Here is a 23,218-nt window from a genome sequence, read left to right on the forward strand (position 1 = left end):
TTGCAGGCTCATTGTCATCCAGAATTACGGATAACTTTCAGATATTGAAACCTGCATCTTCAAGTTGAATGGGTATATACAATATTTTTAGAAAGTTAGAAGTAAAGAACCGTACGCAAGCTACAAGTTGGGCTAAGAGAAACCTGTAGTACTAGTATTAACTTGCTGTAATAAAAAGAAAATACTCTATAAAGTACTAAATTTTATATTTATTATTAAAATGTCAGTCTGAAATATCATCCCATATTCAAACTTATTCCTATTCAGTTGACTATTAGACTTCTCATGTCGTGACGAATCTAGTCAGACGTGGACCAGAAGGTCTATTCAATTAATAAGCTAAGAGGGAATAAAAATGAGCGCAAGTGACAATGACACGTATTTAGGCGATGCAGGTGTAAATAACCAATTTGCTGATTTCGATGGCGGCGATGATTTGTTTATCGGTTTTGGTGGTAATGACTCGTTTGTTGGCGGTGGCGGTAATGATTATGTGATCGGCGGCGACGGCGACGATCGCCTAACTGGTGGTGCTGGAGATGACATCCTTAGGGCTGGTACAGGAAACGACTACCTCGGCGGTGGTACCGGTAATGACTTGCTGTTGGGTTTGTTGGGTGACAATAAATTAAATGGTGGTGTCGGTGAAGATATTCTTGTTGCTGGTTCTGGTGACAACGTTTTAGTTGGCGGCAGCAATGGCGATAAGTTTGTGTTCACGGATAAGTTTGGTGGCCATGGCGAAGCCAAAGTTGTTGATTTCACCATTGGTGAAGACTCTTTGCACATCATTAGCGACTCTGTCACTGACTTTGGTGATTTAAGCTTTAGCTACGATGCAGTTGGGAATGCAGTGTTTACCGATGGGGCTGATCTAACAGTGAAACTTATTGGCGTGACTGAAACTGACATCAACACCTATGGTGCAGATCTGTTCGTAATCTAAACGACTGAAAATAACTCTGGATGGGAATTAGTTTGCGTGGCTCTGCCATGCTGAGGTGCACTAATCGAACACTCTAGAGCGATTTGAGGTTACCTTAAGCTAGGCGCTAGTATTTCTGGCGCCTACAATTTTCACGTTAAACGGAAGTAGTCGTGCAAAAAACGGTTTTCAAAGAAGTGAAACAAAAACTATGCACGCTTGCGGGCTTGCTGATCGTTTTTAGCCTTTTTATCAACTTATTGGTTCTCTCGATTCCGCTGTACATGCTTCAAGTGTACAACCGGGTGATATCCTCCTACTCAACCGATACTTTATTCTTGCTCACTGTCATCGTAATTGTCGCGCTGTTAACCATGTCCATCATCGACATTGCACGAGCACAAATGAGTAAATCTTTTGGTTATTGGATGGACACAAAACTCTCCGCTTTCATGCTCAAGCGCACGATTCAATATCAATCACATACTGGGAAGAGTTATACCTCGCAAACTCTGAGAGACATTCAGAACATCAAAAGCTTTTTGAGCAGTCAAGCACCTTATCCACTGTTGGATGCGCCCTGGACACCGCTGTTTATTTTATTTGTGTATTTATTGCACCCGATACTAGGTCACATCGCGTTACTTGGATCTATCGTATTGTTTAGCCTAGGTCTACTTAATGAGCTAATGACGCGTAAAACAATGCAAGAGAGCGAAGTCAGAGCGATTTCTCATATCAACAACGCAGAATTAGCCACGCAAAACTCCAATTCAATTCTCGCAATGGGGATGATGAATGCATTTTTAGAGAAGTGGCAGTCGCGCGTGAGTGAAGTGAATGTGCTTGAAGAGCGAGTTGCAGGTAAGTCTATCTACATGGCTAACTTTTCTAAGTTTGTGCGTGGATCACTACAGATATTTTTACTGGGAGGTGGTGCATGGTTAGTAATCCAACATGAGATAACGGCAGGGGCGATGATCGCGAGCTCCATATTAATGAGTCGGGCATTATCGCCGATGGAGCAGGCGATAGGCACGTGGCGAAGTGCGATGTCTGCTAAAGGCGCCTATAAAAGGTTGAAAGAAATCGATGCGATCGTGCGCCAAGATGAATCAGATATGCCACTGCCTAAACCAAAAGGACACTATGAGCTTACCGGACTAGCCTATCGCCATCCTGGAGCAACCGAACCAGTGCTCTCATCGATCAGCTTATCGATTCCTCCGGGTGTTGCTGTTGGGGTGATTGGCCCTTCTGGTACGGGTAAATCGACGTTTGCTCGGCTGTTATTAGGTACGGTTAAGCCATTAGCGGGTAAAGTGACTCTTGATGGAATGGAAGTCTCCGTATGGGCATCTGAAGATCGCGGCGTGCATTTTGGGTATCTCGCTCAAGAGGTGGAGTTATTTCCTGGCACAATTCGAGAGAACATCGCGCGCTTTAAAGAAGAAGACCCGGTTAAAGTTATCAAGGCGGCGCAACTAGCAGGATGTCATGAATTAATACTCAAGAAAAACAAAGGCTATGATTGCATTATTGGTGAAAATGGCCGCGGTTTATCTGGGGGGGAAAGGCAGAGAATCGCTCTTGCAAGAGCCGTTTATGGCGACCCATCTATTGTGATTTTCGATGAAGCGAATGCCAACCTCGATGGTGAGGGAGAGGCTGCGTATCAACGTTTGATTGCCCATTTAAAAGCACAGAGTACAACGATTATCGTCATTGCCCACAATCCGAGTACGTTACGACAAATGGATAGGCTCTTGTATTTGGCTGACGGCCGAGTCAAGTTATACGGCGCTAAAGATGAAGTATTAAAACGTTTGATGGGCGAAGAAAGAACAGATATCCCAAGGGTAAGAAATGAGCAATCAACTGCCAACCGTTAATCAGAGTTCTACCGAGATCGTATATCGTTTTAGCCCCAAAGCGAGACTAAACTTTCGAAAACCAATTTTACTCGGTGTGGTGACCTTAAGTGTTTTTCTTGGAGGCCTTGGCTACTGGGCTGCAACAGCCAAATTAGAAAGTGCAGCGATTGCTTATGGTGATTTGTCAGTTCTCACTAAGCGACAAGAAATTCAGCATTTAGAAGGCGGTATTATTGAAAAGCTATATGTACAGGAAGGGGATTTAGTCGAAAAAGGTCAGTTATTAATTCAACTTTCTAAGCGTCAAGCTATGGCTAAGTTGGATTCGTTAAGTGGTCGTTTTATCCATACTCTAGCAAAGGAAAACCGTTTAAGTGCGGAGCTTGATGAGCTTCCAACGATTGTATGGTCTGATGATCTTGAGAGCATTCCCCGTGTCGATATCGTCCAAGAAGCACAACTGGTTCAAAACAAGATCTTTGAAGCGAGAAAGCGATTCTTTGACAGTAAACTGAGTATCATTGAGCAGAGTATTTCTGGAGCAAATTTAGAACTTGAAAACCTTCAGCAAACCAAAGTGATTGAGACGGAACGGCTCAACTTTATTGCTGAAGAAATAGACAGCAACCAAGCCTTGGTGCAAAAAGGTTTCTCGGGAAAATCTACCTTACTTCAACTAAAGCGCCTAGCAGCGGAGGTGAGAAGTACCTTAAGCCAGTTAGACAGGCAGTCGCTCACCGTTAGAAAAAGGTTAGATGAGAACTTGGCGCAAATTGAAGAGTTGAAGCTTGAAAGGCTGAATGAGATTGTAGAGGAACTACGAAATACCAAAACGGAAATTGTCGCAATTCGGGAAGAATATCGCTCCGCTCAAGATATTGTCGCAAGAACAACGATCAACGCACCTATTTCTGGTCGCGTAGTCAACATGCAAGTGTTTACCGAAAAAGGTGTGATTGGCTCGGGTGAAACGTTACTAGAACTGGTCCCGCAAGACGATAAGTTGTTAGTCGAGGCTCGTGTTAATCCTCAGGATATTGATTTAGTGAATCCAGGCCAGCAAGCACACGTTCGTCTGACCGCTCTGAATGCACGGATGTTGGCACCTTTAGACGGTACTGTGCTGACGATTTCTGCCGATAAGCTCTCGCAAGAAAACCAAGAAGATTTTTATCTCGCTAGAATTGCAATTTCACCGGAAGATGTGACAAAACATCGTTTAACCTCAGGCATGAATGCCGAAGTGCTTATTTTATCTGAGCCACGAACGCCATTGAGCTACCTAATAAAGCCAATTACAGAAAGCATGAATCGCGCCTTCAGAGAGGAGTAATTTCAAAAAGACTTGAGTGAGCACGGACAACAGACAAAATAATTTGTTATCGTTAGCTGTTACTGGGCCGTATTTTTATTCGAGGGAGCCGTGGAATGGAGAAAGTGCAGTTAGTTGTCGATTTTCTTCTCACTCATAAATTGATTTTTACCGCACTGATCTTTGCGATTATGTGGTTAATTCGTCGTGCAATTTTATCGATGATTCGTGGTGATCACGCTTTTCTCTCAGAAGATCAGCGTAGTTGGATGTCCAGAACTAAAAATGGCACCTTTGCTGTTACATTACTGATTTTATTTATTTTATGGCAATCAGAAATTAACGAGTTTGCTCTGAGTGTAACGGCGATTGCCGTTGCCATTGTAGTGGCATCCAAAGAAATCATTTTGTGTTTTACGGGTTCGATTCAAAGAGCAAGTTCACGTTCTTTTCGCGTTGGGGACTGGATTGAGGTCGGGAAGTTATGCGGTGAAGTGATTGAGCACAATATGATGGCGACGGTGATTCAAGAGATCGACCTGCATCATGGGCAATATCATTACACCGGCAAAACAGCGACATTGCCTAATAGTATGTTCTTTACCTATCCAGTAAAGAACCTCAACTTCATGAAGCGGTACGTTTACCACAACTTTTCTGTAGTGGTGAAAGACTTCGTCAATTTGTATCCACTGCTACCGATTTTAACTGATAAAATTGAAGAACATTGCAGTTACTTTGCTGATGTTGCACATCGTTACAATGCGATGATTGAAAAACATGCCGGTGTTGACCTTCCTGGTTCTGAGCCACATATGCATATTTCTAGTAACATTAATGGTGAACAAATTCTGCACGTGATGATTTTCTGCCCAACCGATAAAGCGAACCACTTAGAGCACTTAATTCGTAAGGACTTTATGGAACTTTATGAGCAACGTTTTCCTGTAGTGCGAGAAGAATAGAGCATCGTACTTCGCCTTTAATTTCAAACCCCGCTATCAAAATAGCGGGGTTTGTTTTTCTTAGCGTATTTTTAGGCTGTAACAATATTCCCAACTTAGCTGAATTTACTCTTCAGCATTAAAAATAGGAAGTAAGTGCTGCCTATAATAGCGACCAACGTGCCAGCTGCGACCTGACTTGGATAAATAGCGATTTGTCCTAGCCAATCTGCCCACAACATTAGGGTTGCACCAATTAAGGCACTGACACACAGTTGCTCTTTCACTTTTCTTGCTCCTAACATCATCGCCATATGGGGAGCGACCAAGCCAACAAAAGATATTGGACCAACTGTAGCGGTAGAAAAGGCGCATAACAAAGCAACGATGGTGAGCATAAGCGTATTGGCTACGGTAGGGTTAAGCCCTCGTGCATTTGAGAATTGTCGCCCGATGGAAATTAGTGTTAGCCAACGAGAAATCGAGAATACAGCGGCAAGCAGAACTATTATGGCCAAACATAGCATCAGTGCGGTGTCGGCTGTGACTCGATAAATAGAACCAGTTAGCCACAATAAAATTTTGTAACTGTCACCTGAGCCTTGAGCTAGCGAAAATTGAACGAGGGCTTCTAATAGTGCCGTTAGTGCGATGCCGGACAACACGAAGTTAGATGGATTAAAATGGCTTCGTTTACCGATAATCAGCAATAACATCAATACGGACATACTTCCGAAAAAAGCGATACCCCAGCTAAATGCGGAGAGAAGCGACCCAGCGATGACTCCTGTCGTTATAATGGCAAACGTGGCTCCGGAAGACACACCGAGAATATCGGGACTTGCCAGAGGGTTATAAACAATGCGTTGCAAAATGATTCCGGCAACGGATAGCGCAATACCGACAGAAAGTGCGGTTAACATTCGCGGCCAACGCAATTGCCATTGGAACTCACCTGGCACAGACCATTGAATTCCGTTTATACCATGGGTAACGAATGAGTAAGCTAGAATCCCAACCAGACTGAATAGCGCAATGCTGCATACCGCGCGTTTAGAAAGCGCCGTTTTTCCTTGGCTCATTGAAAGGTTAAGTTGATCGGTTGCCGTCAGCTTTTTACGAGTAAACCAAATTAAAGCGGGAGCGCCAATAGCTGCAGCCGCTACACCGCTAGGAATGGTTTCCTCTAACCATAAGCTCAGCGAAATAGCGGCAGAGTCTGTGATGATTAGTAGCATTGCGCCCAAAAGCATGCTGCTGATCAATTCGTCGCGCGGTGTTCTTGCCCCCATCGCTCTGGCAATATTGGGTGTCAGTAATCCGATGAAGCTGATAATACCAACTGCGGTGATGGAGGCAGATACCAGCCAAATACCCATCACCATTAACGCACCAAACGCGGGTAATACCGCTAAGCCTCGGGCTGCTGCGCCTTCTTGTCCTAGTTTCATTAAGGTCAGAATACGTGGTGCGACGATCAAAATTACGATTGCGATAGCGCAGCGAGGCAATAACCACTCAAACCAATCCCAGCTGTATTGAGAGAGGTCTCCTGCTCCCCACATAAAAATATTCTGTGCGAACTGGGCGTTTAAAATAATAATGGCTGTGGCGATAGAACCGAGCAAGATATTGATTACCATCCCCGAAACGACCAACGGCAAACCTGTCATATTACGCACACCGGCAATTGATACGATCAGGCCAAACGCCACTAAAGCCCCAAACATTGCGGCTAATGCAGAGTAATCGGCGACCCAATCGACGAACCAAATGTTTACCACGACTAATGCAAGCCAAGCACCAGAAGAGGTGCCAAGAGTCAACGGCGAGGTGAGGTTATTCTGCGTTAATTGCTGCATTAAGCTGCCGGTGAGACCAAGCATGGCACCAACAAGCAGGGTCATACTTAACCTAGGAAGTTGCGCTTGCGTAAAGAATACATCACGAAACTCGGTTGCTACCTCTAGTTTTGTTAATAATTGCCATTGTTCGAAAAGTGATAAATTAGTATCAATTTGTAGGCTAAAGACGCTAAGTAACGTAATCAGCGCCAGGTAACCAATATAATGTTTCGTTCTCATTGTTCTGGTGCCAACTCTATTAGACTGTCGGTAATCGCTTCAGCGGTGTATTGCAAAGACATGGCACCGCCATACGCCCACACTGCTCTGACTGAATTTACCCGCTGCTTTTTCACAAACGGCATCGCTTGCCAAAGTGGCGACTCTTTCAGTTTTCGTTCTTCTGGGAAAGGTTGTACGTAGAGAACGTAGCTGTTTTGAAGGCCCTGAAGCCGATTGATTCGATCTTGCTTTACTCCCCACGCACGTGGGTCCTCTTTAATTGGAGCCTGTAATCCCAGTTTTCTAACCACGTAGTCAGTGGTAGAGTTTTCGGTTGCAAGTAATACAGTATTCGGGGTTGAAAATCGCATCACAAGAACGCTGAGTGGAGCAGAGTAATAGTGGCGAATTCGCTGGCGCATCTGCGCAAATGAAGCATCTAATTCTGCCAATTTCTGTTCAGCAAGTGCCTCTTTATTGAATAGCTTGCCGAGCGTACGAAAGTGACGAATGGCCGTTTCAGCTGCGGCCTCATTTTCAGAAAAATTAGGTAAATAGATTACCGGAGCAATTTGTTTGAGTAACGGAATCAAGTCTTGCTGTGGAGACGCAGCAAGGATGACATCTGGTTTCAAACTGGCTATTTTTTCTAAGTTGGGCTCTGCTCGGGTTCCAATATCTTCAATTGACTCTGGTGCAGTTGGATTGACGACCCATTGGCGGTAGCCTGGTAAATTTGGGGCTGCGATTGGTTCTACGTTTAGCGCCAAAACTTGTTCTAAGATGTCCCAGTTTAAGGCAACAACGCGTTGAGGCGCTTGCTCAAAACTATGCTCACCATATTCATCGGTAACGGTGATGACTGCATGTGCATTGGTCATAAAAAATACGAGGAGAAAAGCAGATTGTGTAACCACAGTAAGTAAACGAGCCATTATGCGCATACAACAGCCACCTTTTGGCTCGCTAATGTGTTAGCCGGGCTTGGGTGCTCAATCAGCTTAATTGGTGACTCATATAGTTTAGAAAGGCGTGCCTCGTCTAACAACATGTCGGCGTTGCCTTCAAAGGCAATTTTACCTTTTTTGAGCGCAACAATGTGGGTGGCGTAGCGCAGGGCTAAGTTCAGATCGTGCAGGATCACGATAATGCCTACGTTCTCGGTTCGATTCAGTTCTGCCAGCAGCGCCATTAGTTGAAACTGATGGTGAACATCGAGCGCCGAGGTTGGCTCATCGAGAATTAAAATTGGCGATTGTTGAGCCAGTAGCATAGACACCCAAGCGCGTTGGCGCTCGCCGCCCGATAAGTCATCCGCCAAAGCTTGAGCAAAAGGTGTAACCCCTGTTCGTTCCATAGCCTGCGTGATGATCTGTTTGTCTTCAGCTTTCCAACGACCAAGTGCCCCACGCCACGGAAAGCGACCTAAGCGCACTAGCTCTTCTACCGTTAAACCAGCCGAAGAGGGCAGCTTTTGTGGCAAATAGGCGATCTGTTTTGCCAACTCTTTGGTTTTGAGTGATGAAAGGGAAGTATCGTTTAGTGTTACCGTGCCTTTATCTGGTGGCATTTGACCAGAAAGCAGGTTCACCAGTGTCGACTTACCTGAACCGTTATGGCCTAAAACGACCGTTAGCTCATTTGTTGGGATGTTAAGTTGTTCGATGCCGAGGATCTGACGTCCACCTCGCACGATCTCAATATTAGACAGTTGAAACATGGATGGCTCTTAGGAGAAAACTCCCCTCAATAGAGGGGAGTAGAAGTACAATTACCAGCGGTAGTTTGCGTTTAGCATAACAGAGCGAGACTGGCCGTAGTAACACCAGTAATCGCAACCTGAAACAAACTCTTTATCTAGGATGTTGTTCACGTTTAGCTGTGCTTGCCACTGTGAAGTGATGTCGTAAGTGACTGACGCATCCCAAAGAGTGACAGAAGGAACCGTTAGGTTCGAGCTCTTAGGGTTATCTTTTGACTCACCTACGTAGCGCACACCAGTACCGATATTGAGGCCTGGAATCAGGCTGTAGGCGCTGTAGTCTACCCATGCAGACGCTTGATGCTCAGGAATAAGTGCGGCTTGTTTTTTACCTTGGCCAAAGCTCTCATCTGTTTTCGCTTTAGTGTAGGTGTAGCTTGCCATCAGTTTTAGATCGTCGGTTAGCTGCGCCGTGCTTTCTAGCTCAATACCTTGAGATGTCACTTCACCTGTTTGTGTCGCAATCCATGTTGATGGGTTAGTGACCAACGCGTTCTTTTGCGTGATGTCGAACCATGCAAGGTTGATAAAGCCATCCATAAAGCTTGGCTCATACTTTACACCCACTTCTACTTGCTCGCCTTCCAGCGGTTTGTAAAGTTCATTGGTTGCCGCATCAATAGTGCTGATCACTTCAAACGACTGAGAGTAGTTTGCGTAAGGTGACAGGCCATTGTTTGCAAGGTACATCACACCCGCACTTAGAGAGAGCTGACCATCATCACGAGATTCACTTTGATCAACGGTAGCGCCTTTGCCAGAGTTTTCTGTTTTCACCCAGTCGTAACGAGCACCTATGTTACCAATCCACTGTTCATGCAGTTTCAATTGGTATTGTGAATAGAGACTTGCTTGAGATTTCTCAATCTCACGTTTCACGTTGTTGGCAGGATCAAGAGGGGTGAAGTTGCCGTAAACTGGGTTCCACGGGTTGATAGTGCCAAATGCATAGTTGTCTTGCTCGTCGCCATCGGTTTTGTGGAATTGCAGATCCATACCGATAAGCACTGTGTGCTCTGCGTTGTCTGTCATCCAGTTGCCGACAGCATTGTTATCGAACGTGATGCTCTGGTTTTTTCCGTCACGGAATACGATGCCTTGCGTTAACTCTTCTTTCGCTGGATCGTTGTTTGAGAACGCGTAAGAGCTGCGCAAGTACAACTCATTCGAACCGTAATTGAGGTTTTGCGAGAGTGACCACATGTCATTGATGTCGTGCTCTAGTAAGTAACCTAGAGAAAACTGCGTGCGTTCGTATTTATCGTAGTTTGGCTGACCAAGGTTAGTCGAAGGATCGATTTTGCCAAAGTTAGAACCAATCAGAGTACCTGCTGCCGGGAAGAATGGGTTAGTTGGTACACCGTCATCATGAAGGTAAGTTGCCAAAACGGTCAGCATTGTACGGTCAGAAATGTCGAACTCGACACTTGGCGCTAGGTAGAAACGCTCGTTATTTGTGCCGTCCAGTTCACCATCTTGGCTTGTCATCAAGCCAACCAAACGATAGCGCACAGTGCCTGCGTCGTTTGCTTCGTCAGCAATGTCAAAACCTACGGATTGGTGTTGGTTGTTGCCAACTTCGACTTTTACTTCGCCTTGAGGCGTAAACGTTGGTTTTTTCTGAACAGCATTCACGATACCGCCTGGTGCCGATTCACCAAACAGAATAGCCGATGGACCTTTAACGACTTCTACACTTTCTAGGCCGTAAGGTTCGACCAACCATGTGTAGTAACCATCGCGGAATAGGCGGTTGCCGTTTAGGTAAGTCGCTGCATCAAATCCACGAACTTTGAACCAATCAGTGTCGTTGTCTGCGCCATAAGGCTGAGCGGTTACACCAGACGTGTAGCGTAATGCTTCATCTAGCTTTTTCGGTGCACGAACACGAAGTTCATCTTCAGAAATGATAGATACGCTGCGCGGCGTTTCTGCTGCCGGGGTTTCTACTTTAAGTGCTTGCGCGGTGACCGTTATGGTCTCCATGGCAATCACGTCATCTTGTACGACGTCTTCTTGAGCTTGTGCTGTGAATGCAACCACTGCTGTAGGTGCTAAAGCACAAACCAACGCGTTGCGGATAGCGATGGTCAGTGAGTTATTCTTTTGCATAAATCTATTCCCGATAATTATGATTAACGCTAAGCTTAATTGTAATTATTATCATTTGAGCTTTTGTTTCGGTATTTTACTGACTTTTGTATCAAAAGATAGTAAAACGTTCGCAAATTCATTCGCGGTACCTAAAGTCATTGTTATGTTCAATTGGTTTGAAAAGCTGACCCAACCCTTTCCCCAGATGGAAACCGAAAAGCCACCGAAGACGCTATTTGGCTTTTGTCGTTTTTACACTCGTGGCTTTGAAGCCCCTTTACTCGTTATGGCTGTGTTCAGTGCGCTTATTGCCATTACTGAGGTGACGCTGTTGCGTTATATGGGCGAGCTCGTCGATATTCTCTCTAATCAAGATCGCGCAACATTCTGGCAAGACCAGGGTGATCGCATGCTAATGATGCTGTTCTTAGTGGCGGTTGTGATGCCAGCTCTCGGTTTTGTCCACTCAATGGTGATGCACCAAACGTTATTGGGTAACTACCCGATGTCTATCCGTTGGTTGATTCACCGTTACTTGCTAAAACAAGCGGTTGGATTTTTCCAGCGTGACTTTGCAGGCCGAGTTGCGACCAAAGTGATGCAAAGTGCGTTAGCGGTACGAGAAACGGTCATGAAGCTGGTGGATGTACTGGTTTATATCAGCGTTTATTTTCTTTCGATGCTTTGGATGATGGGCGAAGCCGATGGTTTGCTAATGCTACCTATTGTGATTTGGATAGGAATGTACGCGGTTATCCAGTTCTACTTTATCCCTAAAATGAAACAAGTAGCGACAGAGCAAGCGGATGCTCGTTCTGTAATGACTGGGCGCATTGTCGATTCTTACACCAACATATCTACCGTAAAGCTATTCGCGCACTCGCAACGAGAGTTGGAATACGCAGAAAGCAGCATGAAGCAATTTTTGGTGACGGTTTACCGCCAAATGCGCATGGTGACTTGTTTACTGTTTAGTGTGGATGCCATCAACTATTTGCTGCTGATGTCTATTAGTGCCATTTCGGTTTATCTATGGCTAGATCACGCTGTAACAATTGGTGCTATTGCGATTGCCATCAGTATTGCATTGCGCGTACAAGGTATGTCGAAGTGGATCATGTGGGAAGTTAGCGCACTGTTTGAAAACATCGGTACAGTAGTAGACGGTATTAATACGATTTCAAACGATGTTGAAGTGAAAGACGTACCAAATGCTAAGCCTTTGCAAATCTCCCAAGGTGAGATCTGCTTTGATCACGTAGGTTTTAACTACAGTGACGAGAAGGCGGTATTTGAGAACTTGAACCTGACTATCAAACCGGGCGAAAAAGTCGGCATTGTCGGTCGTTCTGGGGCAGGTAAATCCACGTTGGTCAACTTGTTGCTGCGTTTTTACGACGTAAATACCGGTAAGATTTGTATTGATGGACAGGACATTTCTCAAGTCGAACAAGAGTCGCTTCGCCAACACATCGGTATGATCACGCAAGACACCTCTTTGCTGCATCGTTCAATTAAAGAGAACATTCTTTACGGTGATCCAGATGCTTCAATGGATGCCGTTATCGCAGCTGCTGAGAAAGCACATGCTCATGATTTCATTCAATCTCTACGAGACGAGCAAGGTAACGTTGGCTATGACGTTGAAGTGGGTGAACGCGGTGTGAAGCTGTCTGGTGGTCAGCGTCAACGTGTGGCGATTGCTCGCGTTCTGCTGAAAAACGCGCCAATTTTGATCATGGATGAAGCAACGTCTGCACTTGATTCAGAAGTAGAATCGGCAATTCAAGAAAACCTTGAAGTTCTGATGGAAGGAAAAACAGTGATTGCGATTGCTCACCGTTTATCAACGATTGCCGCGATGGATCGTTTGATTGTAATGGATGACGGCAAAATCATTGAGCAAGGCTCGCATTACGAGCTGCTGCAATTGGGTGGTGTTTACGCTCAGTTGTGGAAGCATCAAACCGGCGGATTTTTGTCTGAGCAAGGTGATGCTCAACTGCAAGTCATCTAATATGACGCTACACGAAAGAGGAGCAAATGCTCCTCTTTTTTGTGTCTGTCGTTTATACCGAGTAAGTAGGCGTTAATGGGCAACGTTAACTTGTGATTATTCATTAAGTTAGGCCAACTTAATGATGATTATGTTTATAACTCACTGTCGTTATTGAATTTTTTACGCTTTTTTTACGCGAACTCCGAATGGGCTTTTGCTAAAGTTTTCTACATCGAATTTTGGTTGATGTATTTTATGTTTGTTCAATGGCGAGATAACACCTTTCTCTTTTCTACTACCGTGATTGTTGGCGCGGTTGTCGTCTCATGGTTGTTAGACCAACTGTTTGGCTCTACGGCTGCCGTCCTGCTGATTTTACAGTTAGCGGTCGTGGTAGTGGCGTTTCAATGCAACTCGCGATTCGCTTATGCGGCGGCGGTGATCGAAGCGCTGAGCTTCAACTTCTTTTTTACGACACCTCGTTACTCTTTGCAGATGTTTCGTCCGGAAGACATTTTTAATTTAGTCGTGTTTATGGTGGTGGCATTTATCACCAGCACCTTTGCGGATCTTTATCGTCGCCAGCAGGGCGAGTTAAAACAAACCAAGCTGCAAAACAGCATCCTGCTATCGGTGTCCCATGACTTACGCACGCCGCTGGCAACCATTATTGGAACATTGACCACACTCAACGAGTACATGCCCAAGCTCAATGACTTAGAGCGTAAAGAATTGCTCGACAGTGCGACTTCAGAAAGCCATCGCTTGCATCAATATATCGAGAACCTCTTACAGGCGACTAAGCTCCAGCACGGCACATTAAAAATTACCAAAAAAGATGAGTTGATTGCAGATATTGTTCGGGATGCGGTTTCTCGTTTGCCAAATTACACCGAGAAAGTGTCCATGAATATGGATGATTCCGTTGATTATTTGTCAGTAAGTCGTTCGCTCATCGAGCAAGCGATTTTTAATGTGTTGGATAATGCCATGCGATTTTCACCAGAGAATGAATCTGTCGAGGTTTCACTTTCTAAGCAGGGTTCGTCGTGCGTGATTGATGTTCGGGACATGGGGATTGGCATCAAAGCTGAAGATGCGGAAAAAATATTCAGCCTTTTCTATTCCGACGCGAACAACAAATCGGCCGATTCAGGCACCGGAATGGGACTCGCGGTTGCCAAAGGCATCATCATCGCACACCAAGGAGAGATTCAATCTATGCCAGTATCAGAAGGGACGCTGATCCGCATTCGACTTCCACTCAATCCAGGAGCAGAGCAGGCGTGAGTTACAAAGTTTTAGTCGTGGACGATGAGCCTCGCATTCATACCTTTATTCGAATTTCGCTGTCTGCTGAAGGGTTTGATTACATTGGCGCGAGTACCATTGCAGAAGCCAAAGCGTGTTTCGAAGCGCATTCGCCGCACGTCATTCTGCTAGATTTAGGCTTGCCCGACGGCGATGGGAAGGAGTTTCTCACTACGCTTCGTCAGACGTATAAAACGCCAGTGCTAGTGCTGACGGCTCGCGATCAAGAAGAGGAAAAAATCCGCCTTTTAGAAGCGGGCGCGAATGATTACTTGAGCAAGCCTTTTGGCGTAAAAGAGCTCATCGCGCGCATCAAAGTGCTGGTTCGAGATTTGGTGGATGAGAAATCCATCGCTGATGAGCTGGTGGCTGGCCGAGTCAAAATCATCAAAAGCACCCACCAATTTTGGTTGGATCAGAGGGAAATTCCACTCACCAAGAAAGAATTTTCTTTCATTGAACAGTTGATTCTCAAGCCGGGAAAACTCATTGAGCAAACTCATTTGCTAGCGGTGATTTGGGGAAAAAGTCATGTCGAAGATACTCACTACTTACGCGTGTTAGTGAGTCAACTACGCAAAAAACTGAACGATAGTGCTGACGAACAGCGACTTTTAAAAACCGAGCCGGGGCTGGGTTATCGTTTAGTGCTAGAGGCGTCCAAGCACCACTAAATTCCAAATTTAATCAACGTTAATGCCAAGGTTTAGTGCTGGTTATCGGCACTCGAACAGGATTCGTGTTGCCTATTTTCCGTGACGGAAAATCAGTCTAGCCCTTAACGCATTAGCATTTTCTATACATAAAACACAGTTAGGTATTGATATGGCTCACTTTACAGTAATTGGTCTAGGGCGATTTGGCGTTGCCGCCAGCTTAGAACTTATTCATCTTGGACACACCGTAACGGGGGTGGATAGCGCCCCGAAAATCGTCGAAAAATACGTCGAGGAGTTAACGCAAGCGGTCATATGTGACGCAACAGACGAAGGTGCACTCAGAGAGTTAGCGTTAGCAAACAGTGATGTGGTGTTGGTGGCGATTGGCGAAGACATGCAAGCCAGTTTGTTGTGTACTCTGGCGCTGAAAAATCTGGGTGTGAAATCCATTTGGGTCAAAGCGAGCACCAAAGCACACCACACCATAGTGTCTAAGCTTGGTGTACAACGCATTATTCATCCGGAAGAGGAGATGGGCGTAAGAGTCGCACAGGCACTCAACTATCCGATGGTGAACAACTATTTGGAAATGGGGCATGGCTTGTATGTGGTGGAAATCCACGTTAAATCCAATCTGCACGATACGCCGCTTTCTAAGTTGATCAGCCGAGGCAGTTACAACATTCAGCCGATCTTGGTGAAGCGCGAAGAAGCCATCTACACCAATATCAATGATGAGTTTGTGCTTAATGAGTTCGACACGCTGTTGCTTTGTGGTAGTCGCGCTGAGCTGAAATACGTCGCTCCAAGGTTGGTGTAACATGGTTTTGTGGCATCCCTCTATTATCCCAATCGAGCGAAAACCCAAAGCGGGCAAAAAATTGTTGGGCGCACCGCCATTAATACTTAGCCTCAGCTTTGCGTGCTTGATCATGCTCGGCACGGTCTTACTCAAACTGCCGATTGCCACCACAGAGCCCATCACTTGGATTCAAAGCCTGTTTACTGCGACATCGGCCATTACGGTGACGGGATTAGTTGTGGTAGACACGGGCACGGCGTTTACGCCTTTTGGGCAAGTGGTTATTGCTTTCCTGATTCAATGTGGTGGCCTAGGTTTAATGACGTTTGCCATCGTGACCTTGCTGGCTCTGGGCGGAAAAATTGGCTTTTTGGAGCGAGCCGTCGCGAGAGAGGCGTTCAACCAAACTGACTCATCGACACTCATTGCCACCGCTAAATCTGTATTGATGTTCGCTCTGCTCGTTGAACTTATTGGTTTCACTATTTTGAGCGTTTATTGGAGTGAAGAGCTGGGTTGGAAAACCAGTTTGTTCCATGGTTTCTTCTACACCATCAGTGCGTTTAACAATGCAGGTTTTGCGTTGAGTGCCGATAGCTTAATGCCTTACGTGGACGACCCGATCGTTAACTTCACCATTACCAGTTTGTTCATTATTGGTGGTTTAGGCTTCTCGGTTTGGATTGACTTAAAACGCAATCGCCGTTGGCACCGACTCACCGTTTACAGTCGAATGATGATCTTAGGCACGGTGATCATTAACGTGGTGGCACTTATCGCGATTTACCTGATTGAATATGAGAACCCCAACACGCTTGGCCCTTTGAGCGAAGCAGGGAAATGGTGGGCATCGTGGTTTCAAGCGGTGACGCCAAGAACGGCAGGGTTCAACACTTTAGCTATCGATCAGTTGGAAGATGCCACAACGGCGATCATTCTGGTGTTGATGTTTATCGGCGGTGGATCATTGAGTACGGCAAGTGGCATTAAAGTTGTGACATTTATGGTATTGGTCTTGGCAACTTACAGCTATTTGCGTCGCGATGAAGCAACCTATGCCTTTCAACGCGAGATTCCCAAAGAGACCATCAGCAAGGCATTGGCGCTGACTCTGATCTCGGTGGGGGTGACTTGGTTTGCCATATTCACGCTGTTACTGACAGAGAAAGCGTCTATGTTAGACATTATGTTCGAAGCAGTCTCGGCACTGGGTACGGTTGGTTTGTCGCGAGGCTTAACGGGCAGTTTATCCGAACCGGGTGAGTTAGTGATCATCTTCATGATGTTTATGGGACGATTAGGCCCCCTTACTTTGGCGTACTTCTTAGCCAGTCCAAGAAAGAAAAAAGCGCGTTACGCGAGCACTAAATTGGCAATAGGGTAAATGGGCTAACTCGAAGAAAGTGAGCAAAAGGCTAGGCAAAAGAGGAGTAACTGCTCCTCTTTTTGTGCTCGTTGTAGCCACGAAACTGTATACGGCAGTCTCTCTCACAACAATTTATGATTCATCTCTATTTTTTATCATTTATAAATTGTCGTTTTTGGGGTGTTGTCCAGAATGGCATTATCCACGTGCAACATAAGATTGCCGGGAATAAAAATAATTACAATACTGCCTTACTGGAAGATACATGAAAATCAAACCCCTCCCACCTTTAAATAGCCTCGTTGCGTTTGAAGCGTCGGCGCGGCACTTGAGTTTTACATTAGCCGCTGACGAGCTAAACGTGACCCAAGGTGCTATCAGTCGTCAAATTAGACAATTAGAAGAATACTTAGGCAAGGCTATGTTCACGCGAGCCAATCGAAGCATTAATTTAACGCCTACAGGTCTTCAATATTATCAAGCTGTCAGCCAATCTTTGCTCGATATTGCTCAAATCACGGGTGAAGTGAAGAAATGGCAGGGCGAACAAAAGATCACGGTTGCGACGACAAATGCAATGGCAGCCTTGTGGTTGTTGCCTAAGGTTGCTCAATTTCAAAATGAACATGATGACATCGATATAAGGATATTGGCCTCAGATAATGTGTTGGACTTACGCCGATTAGATTGCGATCTCGCCTTGTTTTATTGTCGCACTCCACCTGCGGAAATGGATGTGACAACGCTATTTTCAGAAGAAGTATTCCCTGTGTGTAGCCCGCTTTATTTAGAGAAAATCGGCCAGCCTAGTGAGCCAGAAGAAATCTTCAATAAAACGTTACTCTATCTGGAAGAGTCTCAAAGAGATTGGGTGAATTGGGAGCAGTGGTTTGCAAGTGTGGGGTTGCCAAATATTTCGCCTCGTAATCGCATGAACATCAATAACTATCCAATGCTGTTACAAGCGGCAATTAATGGTCAGGGCATCGCGTTAGCCTGGGGCTCATTAGTGGACGACTATTTACAAAGCGGCGCTTTGGTTAGGCCAGTCGAACACGTGCTTTCAACACCTTCCAATTTTTCTATGCTTGAACCTAAAAATAGAGGTTTAATCCCAGCCAGCGTCAAACGTTTTAGAGAATGGCTTTTGCATCAGTTGCCAGATGAGGTAGGTGATCGAGGCTTAGCTTAAATCAATAAGCAGAGAAAATAACAGAGTTTGGTAATGTTAAAAAAGCGGGAATATCAGTTCCCGCTTTTTTAATTGATTGATGAAACGACGCACTAACTTAGTACTGGTCCCTGATTGAGTGTGGAATCATCTTTCAGCGAGGATCTTGAAGCGATAGGCTCGGAAGCCACAGTTTTGCTTTCAACAAGCGGTTCAACAGGACCATCAAGTTTCTCTTGTTCTGGGTGAACATGTTCAGGAAGCATTGCCCATGGCTTAGGTTCGCGTCGAATACTATGGAACAGCGTTAAGCTCATCACCGCGATAAAAATCGCGATAGGGAAACCGGCAATAATGGAGGCCGTTTGCATTGCTTTTAACCCTCCTGCATATAGAAGCACTCCCGCAATGGCAGCGATCATGATTCCCCACAATACGCGTATAGACGTAGGAGGCTCACTGTGTCCAGCGGCATCGAGGGTACATAGAACTAAGGTACCTGAGTCAGCGGAGGTAATGAAATAAGTACCGAGTAATAAACACGCAAGCACGCTAAGGAGTTTACCAAACATACCTGTATCTAGGTTGTCGAATAGCGTAAACAAAGCGCGTGTCGTATCAGCTTTAGTCGCTTCAAGAATCGGGCCGCCAGAAAAATCCGCAGGTGGTGTCTGTTTGGCTTCTTGTGCCGCAGTGACTTGCTCTTGATGAGCAACACGAGCGTCTTGCTCTACCTTCAACGCTGCACCACCAAATACTGAAATCCATAAAAACGTGATTAGCGTAGGTACGATTAATGCGCCACCGATAAGTTCACGTATTGTGCGCCCTTTAGAGATACGAGCTACAAACATGCCAACGAAAGGTGCCCAAGTCATCCACCAAGGCCAGTAATAAGCCGTCCACCAGTTTTGCCAGCCAGAGTCATTCTGTGCATCGCTCCATAAGCTCATACCGACAATGTTTTGTGCATAAAGCCCCGTACTTTCGAGTAGCGTATTTAAGATATAGCGAGTTGGACCAATGTAAAGTACGACTAGCACGAGTGCGAGTGAGAGCAGCATGTTCCATTCTGATAAACGGCGAATACCTTTTCCTACACCAGATAGCACCGACGCAACCGCACAAGTACAAAGGGAAACGATAATAAAGAGTTGAATCCCCAAACTAATATCTAGACCAAAGGCTTGATTCAAACCAGAGTTTATTTGGATAACTCCCATCCCCAAGGTTTGAGAGATACCGAAAGCAGTCACCGCGACTGTTAGGATATCAACCGTGTGTCCGATAGGCCCATAAATACGATCACCAATCAAAGGGTACAAGATAGAGCGTAGGGTAAAAGGCAGATCTTTACGGTAGGAAAAGTAAGCTAATGCAAGTGCAACAATGATAAAGACAGACCAAGGATGTAGACCCCAGTGAAAGAATGTCAGTTTCATTGATGTTGTTGCGGCTTCATTGGTCAGGCCTTGAGTAAATGGGTTGTCAGCGTAATGCCACATCGGTTCGGCGACCGACCAGAAAATTAAGCCTATCCCCATGCCTCCGGAAAAAAGCATGGATACCCAAGACAAATAACTAAACTCTGGTTTTTCGTCATCTTTACTCAAACGAATATGCCCATATCGACTAACCATAAGGTAAAGAAGAAAACCGACAACGAGTGAAACAAGTCCGATGTAAAACCACTTCATATTCTGTAGCAAAATGCCGGAAATCGTTTCGAAGTATTGGCCCGCTTGATTGGCGAGAATGGCGCAGAAAAGTACAAAACCGATAACGACGATCTTTGATGCGATTGTCACAGTCGGATTGAGTCCTTTCAATATCCCAGATGTTGCTCTCATAGGCATCCCTCACAGTGCGTTTGTTTTAACGTTATTGTTTGTTGCGTTATTGTTAATTTTTGAAAGAGAGTAGAGAGAGGGCTTTTGTGTTTCAACTGATTAATACTCATCGGTTAATGAGTATTAATCATGACAAGAAGATCATTGTTAATTAAAAGGTTATTTTTTTGTTCGAGATCAATGCATGAATGACAAAAACTCATCCAAGCCCGGCGAAAAAGTCGTTTGTTTGTTGCCGGGTTGTTAATCACAATTATCTCCACTAACACAACACGATGTTGTACGCACTGGATGCAACTCGACTCTCGGAGATAAGAATATGAGCAATGTCAACCAAACCATTATTCCTGTTGAACTTGTTGATAATGTACTGAACCCAATCAGTGAAGCAACAGGAATGCCGAATCAGGCCTACACCAGCGAAGAGTATTTTACTTTTGAGCGTGATCAGGTGTTTGGTAACACTTGGGTATGTATTGGTTTTGCATCAGACCTGCTTAAAAATGGTTATGTAATGCCACTTGATTTCATGAATCTTCCACTACTCATGATGAGAAATCGTCAAGGTGAAGTCCAAGTCTTCCACAACGTGTGTAGCCATCGTGGTATGAAGCTGGTTCATGAGGCAGGCGAAGTTCAAGGCATGATTCGCTGTCCTTACCATTCATGGACGTACGATCTTGACGGCAATCTAAAAGGCACACCACACATCGGTGGTATCGCAAAACACAAAGATGACCGATTTAAGTGTGAAAAGCATGGCCTTAAGCCACTTCGTTCAGCCGTTTGGATGGACATGGTATTCGTCAACTTATCGGGCAAAGCAGAAAGCTTTGAAGAGCATATCGCGCCGCTAGAGCAACGTTGGCAGCAATTCTTAGGTGAAGAAGGATTAGGGCTTCTTCGCCGCGTGAACATGGGTGGCAACTTAGAGATAGAAGTGAAAAGTAACTGGAAGCTTGCCGTAGAAAACTACTGTGAAGCTTACCACTTACCTTGGGTGCATCCGAGTTTGAACAGTTATTCTCGCCTAGAGGATCACTACAACATCATGTTTGCAGAGCGTTTTGCTGGCCAAGGTAGTCTCGCATACAACCTCTCTGATACTGCAGGAACACACTTACCTAAATTTCCAAGCTGGCCAGAAGATAAACTGCGTCATGCAGAATATGTTGCACTCTTTCCAAACGTGTTGCTTGGTATTCAAGCCGATCATGCCTTTGCAATGATGATTGAACCAATCACTGCGAATAAAAGTGTTGAGCACCTACGTGTTTTCTATGTGGGTGATGAAGCAACGAAAGATGAGTTCGCTGCGTGCCGTACTGCTACCGTTGAGTCATGGCGAGTCGTATTCGGCGAAGATATTGGAGCGGTCGAGGGCATGCAGGAAGGTCGTTACTCACCTGGCTTTGGTGGTGGTGTGTTCTCACCAGAAATGGATGTTCCGACGCATTTCTTTCAAACCTGGTTGGCAAAGCAAGTGAAAGCGGCACTGGAGCAGTAATATGATGCATTACCTTAATTATATTGATGGTGAGTGGTGCGATTCAGAGCAAGCGCTGACCGTCATGAACCCTGGCACAGCCGAAGCGTATGCGACGGTTGCAGAAGCCACTATCACCGATGCAGATCGCGCAATGGTAGCGGCACGTCGAGTAGTCAATCAAGGCGTTCTTTCGGACGTTCGTCCAGCCGCCAGAACCGAGTGGATGTTAAAAGCCGCCGCGGCTATTCGTGAAATGGTTGATGAAGGTGGGTTAGTTGCCTGCCGTGAAAATGGGAAATCTTTGCAAGATGCTAAAGATGAGTTTTTAGAATCGGCACGTTACTTCGAATACTACGCTGGCATGGCCGACAAGCTGGAAGGCACGTCAATTCCGTTGGGTAAAGATTATGTCGATTTCACCCAATATGTGCCGTTTGGTGTGTCAGTGCAGATTGTGCCGTGGAATTTCCCAGTTTCTATTTGTGCACGCTCATTAGCACCTGCATTAGCTGCTGGTAACGCAGTGGTGATCAAATCGCCAGAGATTTCCCCACTCGCTATGACGTTGTTGATTAAAGCGATTGAAAAAGCGGGTTTCCCAAAAGGCGCGATTAACTTGCTATGTGGCAAAGGCTCCGTAGTTGGCAGCCACTTGGTGCAGCATCAAGACGTTGATCAAATTGTCTTTACAGGTTCTGTGCCGACCGGCCAACGCATACTGAAAGATTCAGCGCAACGCGCCACACCATCTGTGATGGAGCTGGGTGGTAAATCGGCCGCTATCGCACTGAAAGATGTGAGTCTCGAAACGCTTTTACAAAGCGTTCAAGTCGGTATTTTCTTTAACGCTGGTCAAGTTTGTTCGGCAATGTCTCGTTTGCTAATTCAAAAAGAGCGTTATGAAGAAGTAAAAGCGGCGGTAGTGAAAATGGCGCAAGACCTAACCATTGGTCAAGGTGAAAGCCAGCCGGATATAACACCGTTGGTATCGGCTGATCAACAAGCGCGCGTGCTTGAAATGATAGAACAAGCAAAAGCCGACGGCGCGAACATCCTAACGGGTGGATACGCCCCTGATTTGTCGGGTTACTTTGTGGCACCGACGGTGATTGAAGCCTCACCAGATATGCGTATTGCTCAAGAAGAAGTGTTTGGTCCTGTACTGGTAATTACACCGTTTGAAACCGAGCAAGAGGCCGTTGAAATCGCGAATGGCACCGATTTTGGCCTGGTCGCTGGTGTCTTTGGTGAAAGCCTAAACCAAACATTGCGTGTGGCACAGCAACTGCGTGGTGGACAAGTGTTCATCAATGAATGGTTTGCTGGTGGCATCGAAACACCATTTGGTGGCGTGGGCTTGTCCGGGTTTGGGCGAGAAAAAGGACAAGAAGCGATTTATAGCTACGTCCAGACACGCAATATTGCCATTCGTTTGCAGCAAGACAGCAACGTATAGCTACCGTGTAACTGTATTTTCATCACCTCGTACCGGCTTGGATTTCAGACCACAAGCTAGGGCGAGGTTGATGGAATCACAACAAATCTGACAGCGGTTTGTAAACACGGAAATTCTGAACAAGGTAGTTGGAGTATA

Annotated in this window: 17 protein-coding genes and 1 pseudogene; 13 read left to right on the plus strand and 5 right to left on the minus strand. The window is 45.5% G+C overall.

Going from position 1 to position 23,218, the window contains the following annotated elements:
• Nucleotides 1-74: 74 nt before the first annotated feature.
• The 5 genes and pseudogenes from R8N28_RS00005 to R8N28_RS00025 all read left to right on the plus strand — a co-directional run.
• Nucleotides 75-149: pseudogene (locus R8N28_RS00005) on the plus strand (helix-turn-helix transcriptional regulator); the annotation flags it as partial.
• A 206-nt stretch (nt 150-355) separates the two neighbouring features.
• On the plus strand, nt 356-946 hold the full coding sequence (locus tag R8N28_RS00010; protein WP_005375168.1) for a calcium-binding protein: 591 nt from the start codon (nt 356-358) through the stop codon (nt 944-946).
• Nucleotides 947-1,098: 152 nt separating this feature from the next.
• Nucleotides 1,099-2,817 carry a type I secretion system permease/ATPase gene (locus tag R8N28_RS00015; protein WP_005375169.1) on the plus strand — a complete coding sequence of 573 codons (1,719 nt, stop codon included), beginning with the start codon at nt 1,099-1,101 and terminating at the stop codon, nt 2,815-2,817.
• Nucleotides 2,792-4,132, plus strand: a complete 1,341-nt coding sequence (locus R8N28_RS00020; RefSeq protein ID WP_065275455.1) for an HlyD family type I secretion periplasmic adaptor subunit — start codon at nt 2,792-2,794, stop codon at nt 4,130-4,132. Before R8N28_RS00015 ends, R8N28_RS00020 begins: the two co-directional genes overlap by 26 nt.
• A 95-nt stretch (nt 4,133-4,227) precedes the next feature.
• Complete coding sequence (locus R8N28_RS00025) at nt 4,228-5,076, plus strand: mechanosensitive ion channel family protein (protein WP_005375171.1); 849 nt, start codon at nt 4,228-4,230, stop codon at nt 5,074-5,076.
• Between the two features lie 95 nt (nt 5,077-5,171).
• Here the strand turns inward: R8N28_RS00025 and fhuB are convergent, their stop codons facing one another.
• Genes fhuB through R8N28_RS00045 form a run of 4 tightly spaced genes read right to left on the minus strand, consistent with a single transcriptional unit; the run spans nt 5,172 to nt 10,995 of the window.
• Entirely contained in the window at nt 5,172-7,139 is a 1,968-nt protein-coding gene (fhuB, locus tag R8N28_RS00030; RefSeq protein ID WP_065275454.1) for a Fe(3+)-hydroxamate ABC transporter permease FhuB, read from the minus strand.
• Nucleotides 7,136-8,065, minus strand: a complete 930-nt coding sequence (locus R8N28_RS00035; protein WP_065275453.1) for an iron-siderophore ABC transporter substrate-binding protein — start codon at nt 8,063-8,065, stop codon at nt 7,136-7,138. The genes fhuB and R8N28_RS00035 overlap by 4 nt, the downstream gene beginning before the upstream one ends.
• A complete protein-coding gene (locus tag R8N28_RS00040; RefSeq protein ID WP_017635311.1) occupies nt 8,056-8,841 on the minus strand; it encodes an ABC transporter ATP-binding protein in 786 nt (261 codons plus the stop codon). The genes R8N28_RS00035 and R8N28_RS00040 overlap by 10 nt, the downstream gene beginning before the upstream one ends.
• Nucleotides 8,842-8,892: 51 nt before the next feature.
• Nucleotides 8,893-10,995, minus strand: coding sequence for a TonB-dependent siderophore receptor (locus tag R8N28_RS00045; RefSeq protein ID WP_054578633.1), 2,103 nt, complete (start codon nt 10,993-10,995; stop codon nt 8,893-8,895).
• Nucleotides 10,996-11,140: 145 nt separating this feature from the next.
• Between R8N28_RS00045 and R8N28_RS00050 the strand changes: the two genes are divergently transcribed.
• From R8N28_RS00050 to R8N28_RS00075, 6 genes are all read left to right on the plus strand, one after another.
• Nucleotides 11,141-12,994 carry an ABC transporter ATP-binding protein gene (locus R8N28_RS00050; RefSeq protein WP_033906862.1) on the plus strand — a complete coding sequence of 618 codons (1,854 nt, stop codon included), beginning with the start codon at nt 11,141-11,143 and terminating at the stop codon, nt 12,992-12,994.
• A 237-nt stretch (nt 12,995-13,231) separates the two neighbouring features.
• Entirely contained in the window at nt 13,232-14,266 is a 1,035-nt protein-coding gene (locus R8N28_RS00055; RefSeq protein ID WP_025768539.1) for a DUF4118 domain-containing protein, read from the plus strand.
• Nucleotides 14,263-14,961, plus strand: a complete 699-nt coding sequence (locus R8N28_RS00060) for a response regulator transcription factor (RefSeq protein WP_025768538.1) — start codon at nt 14,263-14,265, stop codon at nt 14,959-14,961. The genes R8N28_RS00055 and R8N28_RS00060 overlap by 4 nt, the downstream gene beginning before the upstream one ends.
• 151 nt (nt 14,962-15,112) lie before the next feature.
• Complete coding sequence (locus R8N28_RS00065; protein ID WP_025768537.1) at nt 15,113-15,766, plus strand: potassium channel family protein; 654 nt, start codon at nt 15,113-15,115, stop codon at nt 15,764-15,766.
• Between the two features lies 1 nt (nt 15,767).
• Complete coding sequence (locus R8N28_RS00070; protein ID WP_065275452.1) at nt 15,768-17,132, plus strand: TrkH family potassium uptake protein; 1,365 nt, start codon at nt 15,768-15,770, stop codon at nt 17,130-17,132.
• A 247-nt stretch (nt 17,133-17,379) separates the two neighbouring features.
• Complete coding sequence (locus R8N28_RS00075; protein WP_054578636.1) at nt 17,380-18,306, plus strand: LysR substrate-binding domain-containing protein; 927 nt, start codon at nt 17,380-17,382, stop codon at nt 18,304-18,306.
• A gap of 92 nt (nt 18,307-18,398) precedes the next feature.
• Here the strand turns inward: R8N28_RS00075 and R8N28_RS00080 are convergent, their stop codons facing one another.
• Nucleotides 18,399-20,135: a BCCT family transporter gene (locus tag R8N28_RS00080; protein WP_021035854.1), complete on the minus strand. Its 1,737-nt coding sequence runs from the start codon at nt 20,133-20,135 to the stop codon at nt 18,399-18,401.
• A gap of 319 nt (nt 20,136-20,454) precedes the next feature.
• On the opposite strand from R8N28_RS00080, the gene R8N28_RS00085 reads away from it, so the two are divergent.
• On the plus strand, nt 20,455-21,642 hold the full coding sequence (locus R8N28_RS00085) for an aromatic ring-hydroxylating oxygenase subunit alpha (RefSeq protein WP_017635305.1): 1,188 nt from the start codon (nt 20,455-20,457) through the stop codon (nt 21,640-21,642).
• A 1-nt stretch (nt 21,643) separates the two neighbouring features.
• Nucleotides 21,644-23,080 (plus strand): aldehyde dehydrogenase family protein, encoded by a 1,437-nt coding sequence (locus R8N28_RS00090; protein ID WP_064369653.1) that lies wholly within the window; start codon nt 21,644-21,646, stop codon nt 23,078-23,080.
• The last annotated feature ends 138 nt before the right edge of the window (nt 23,081-23,218 follow it).

This window comes from Vibrio sp. Vb1554, from assembly GCF_033344235.1.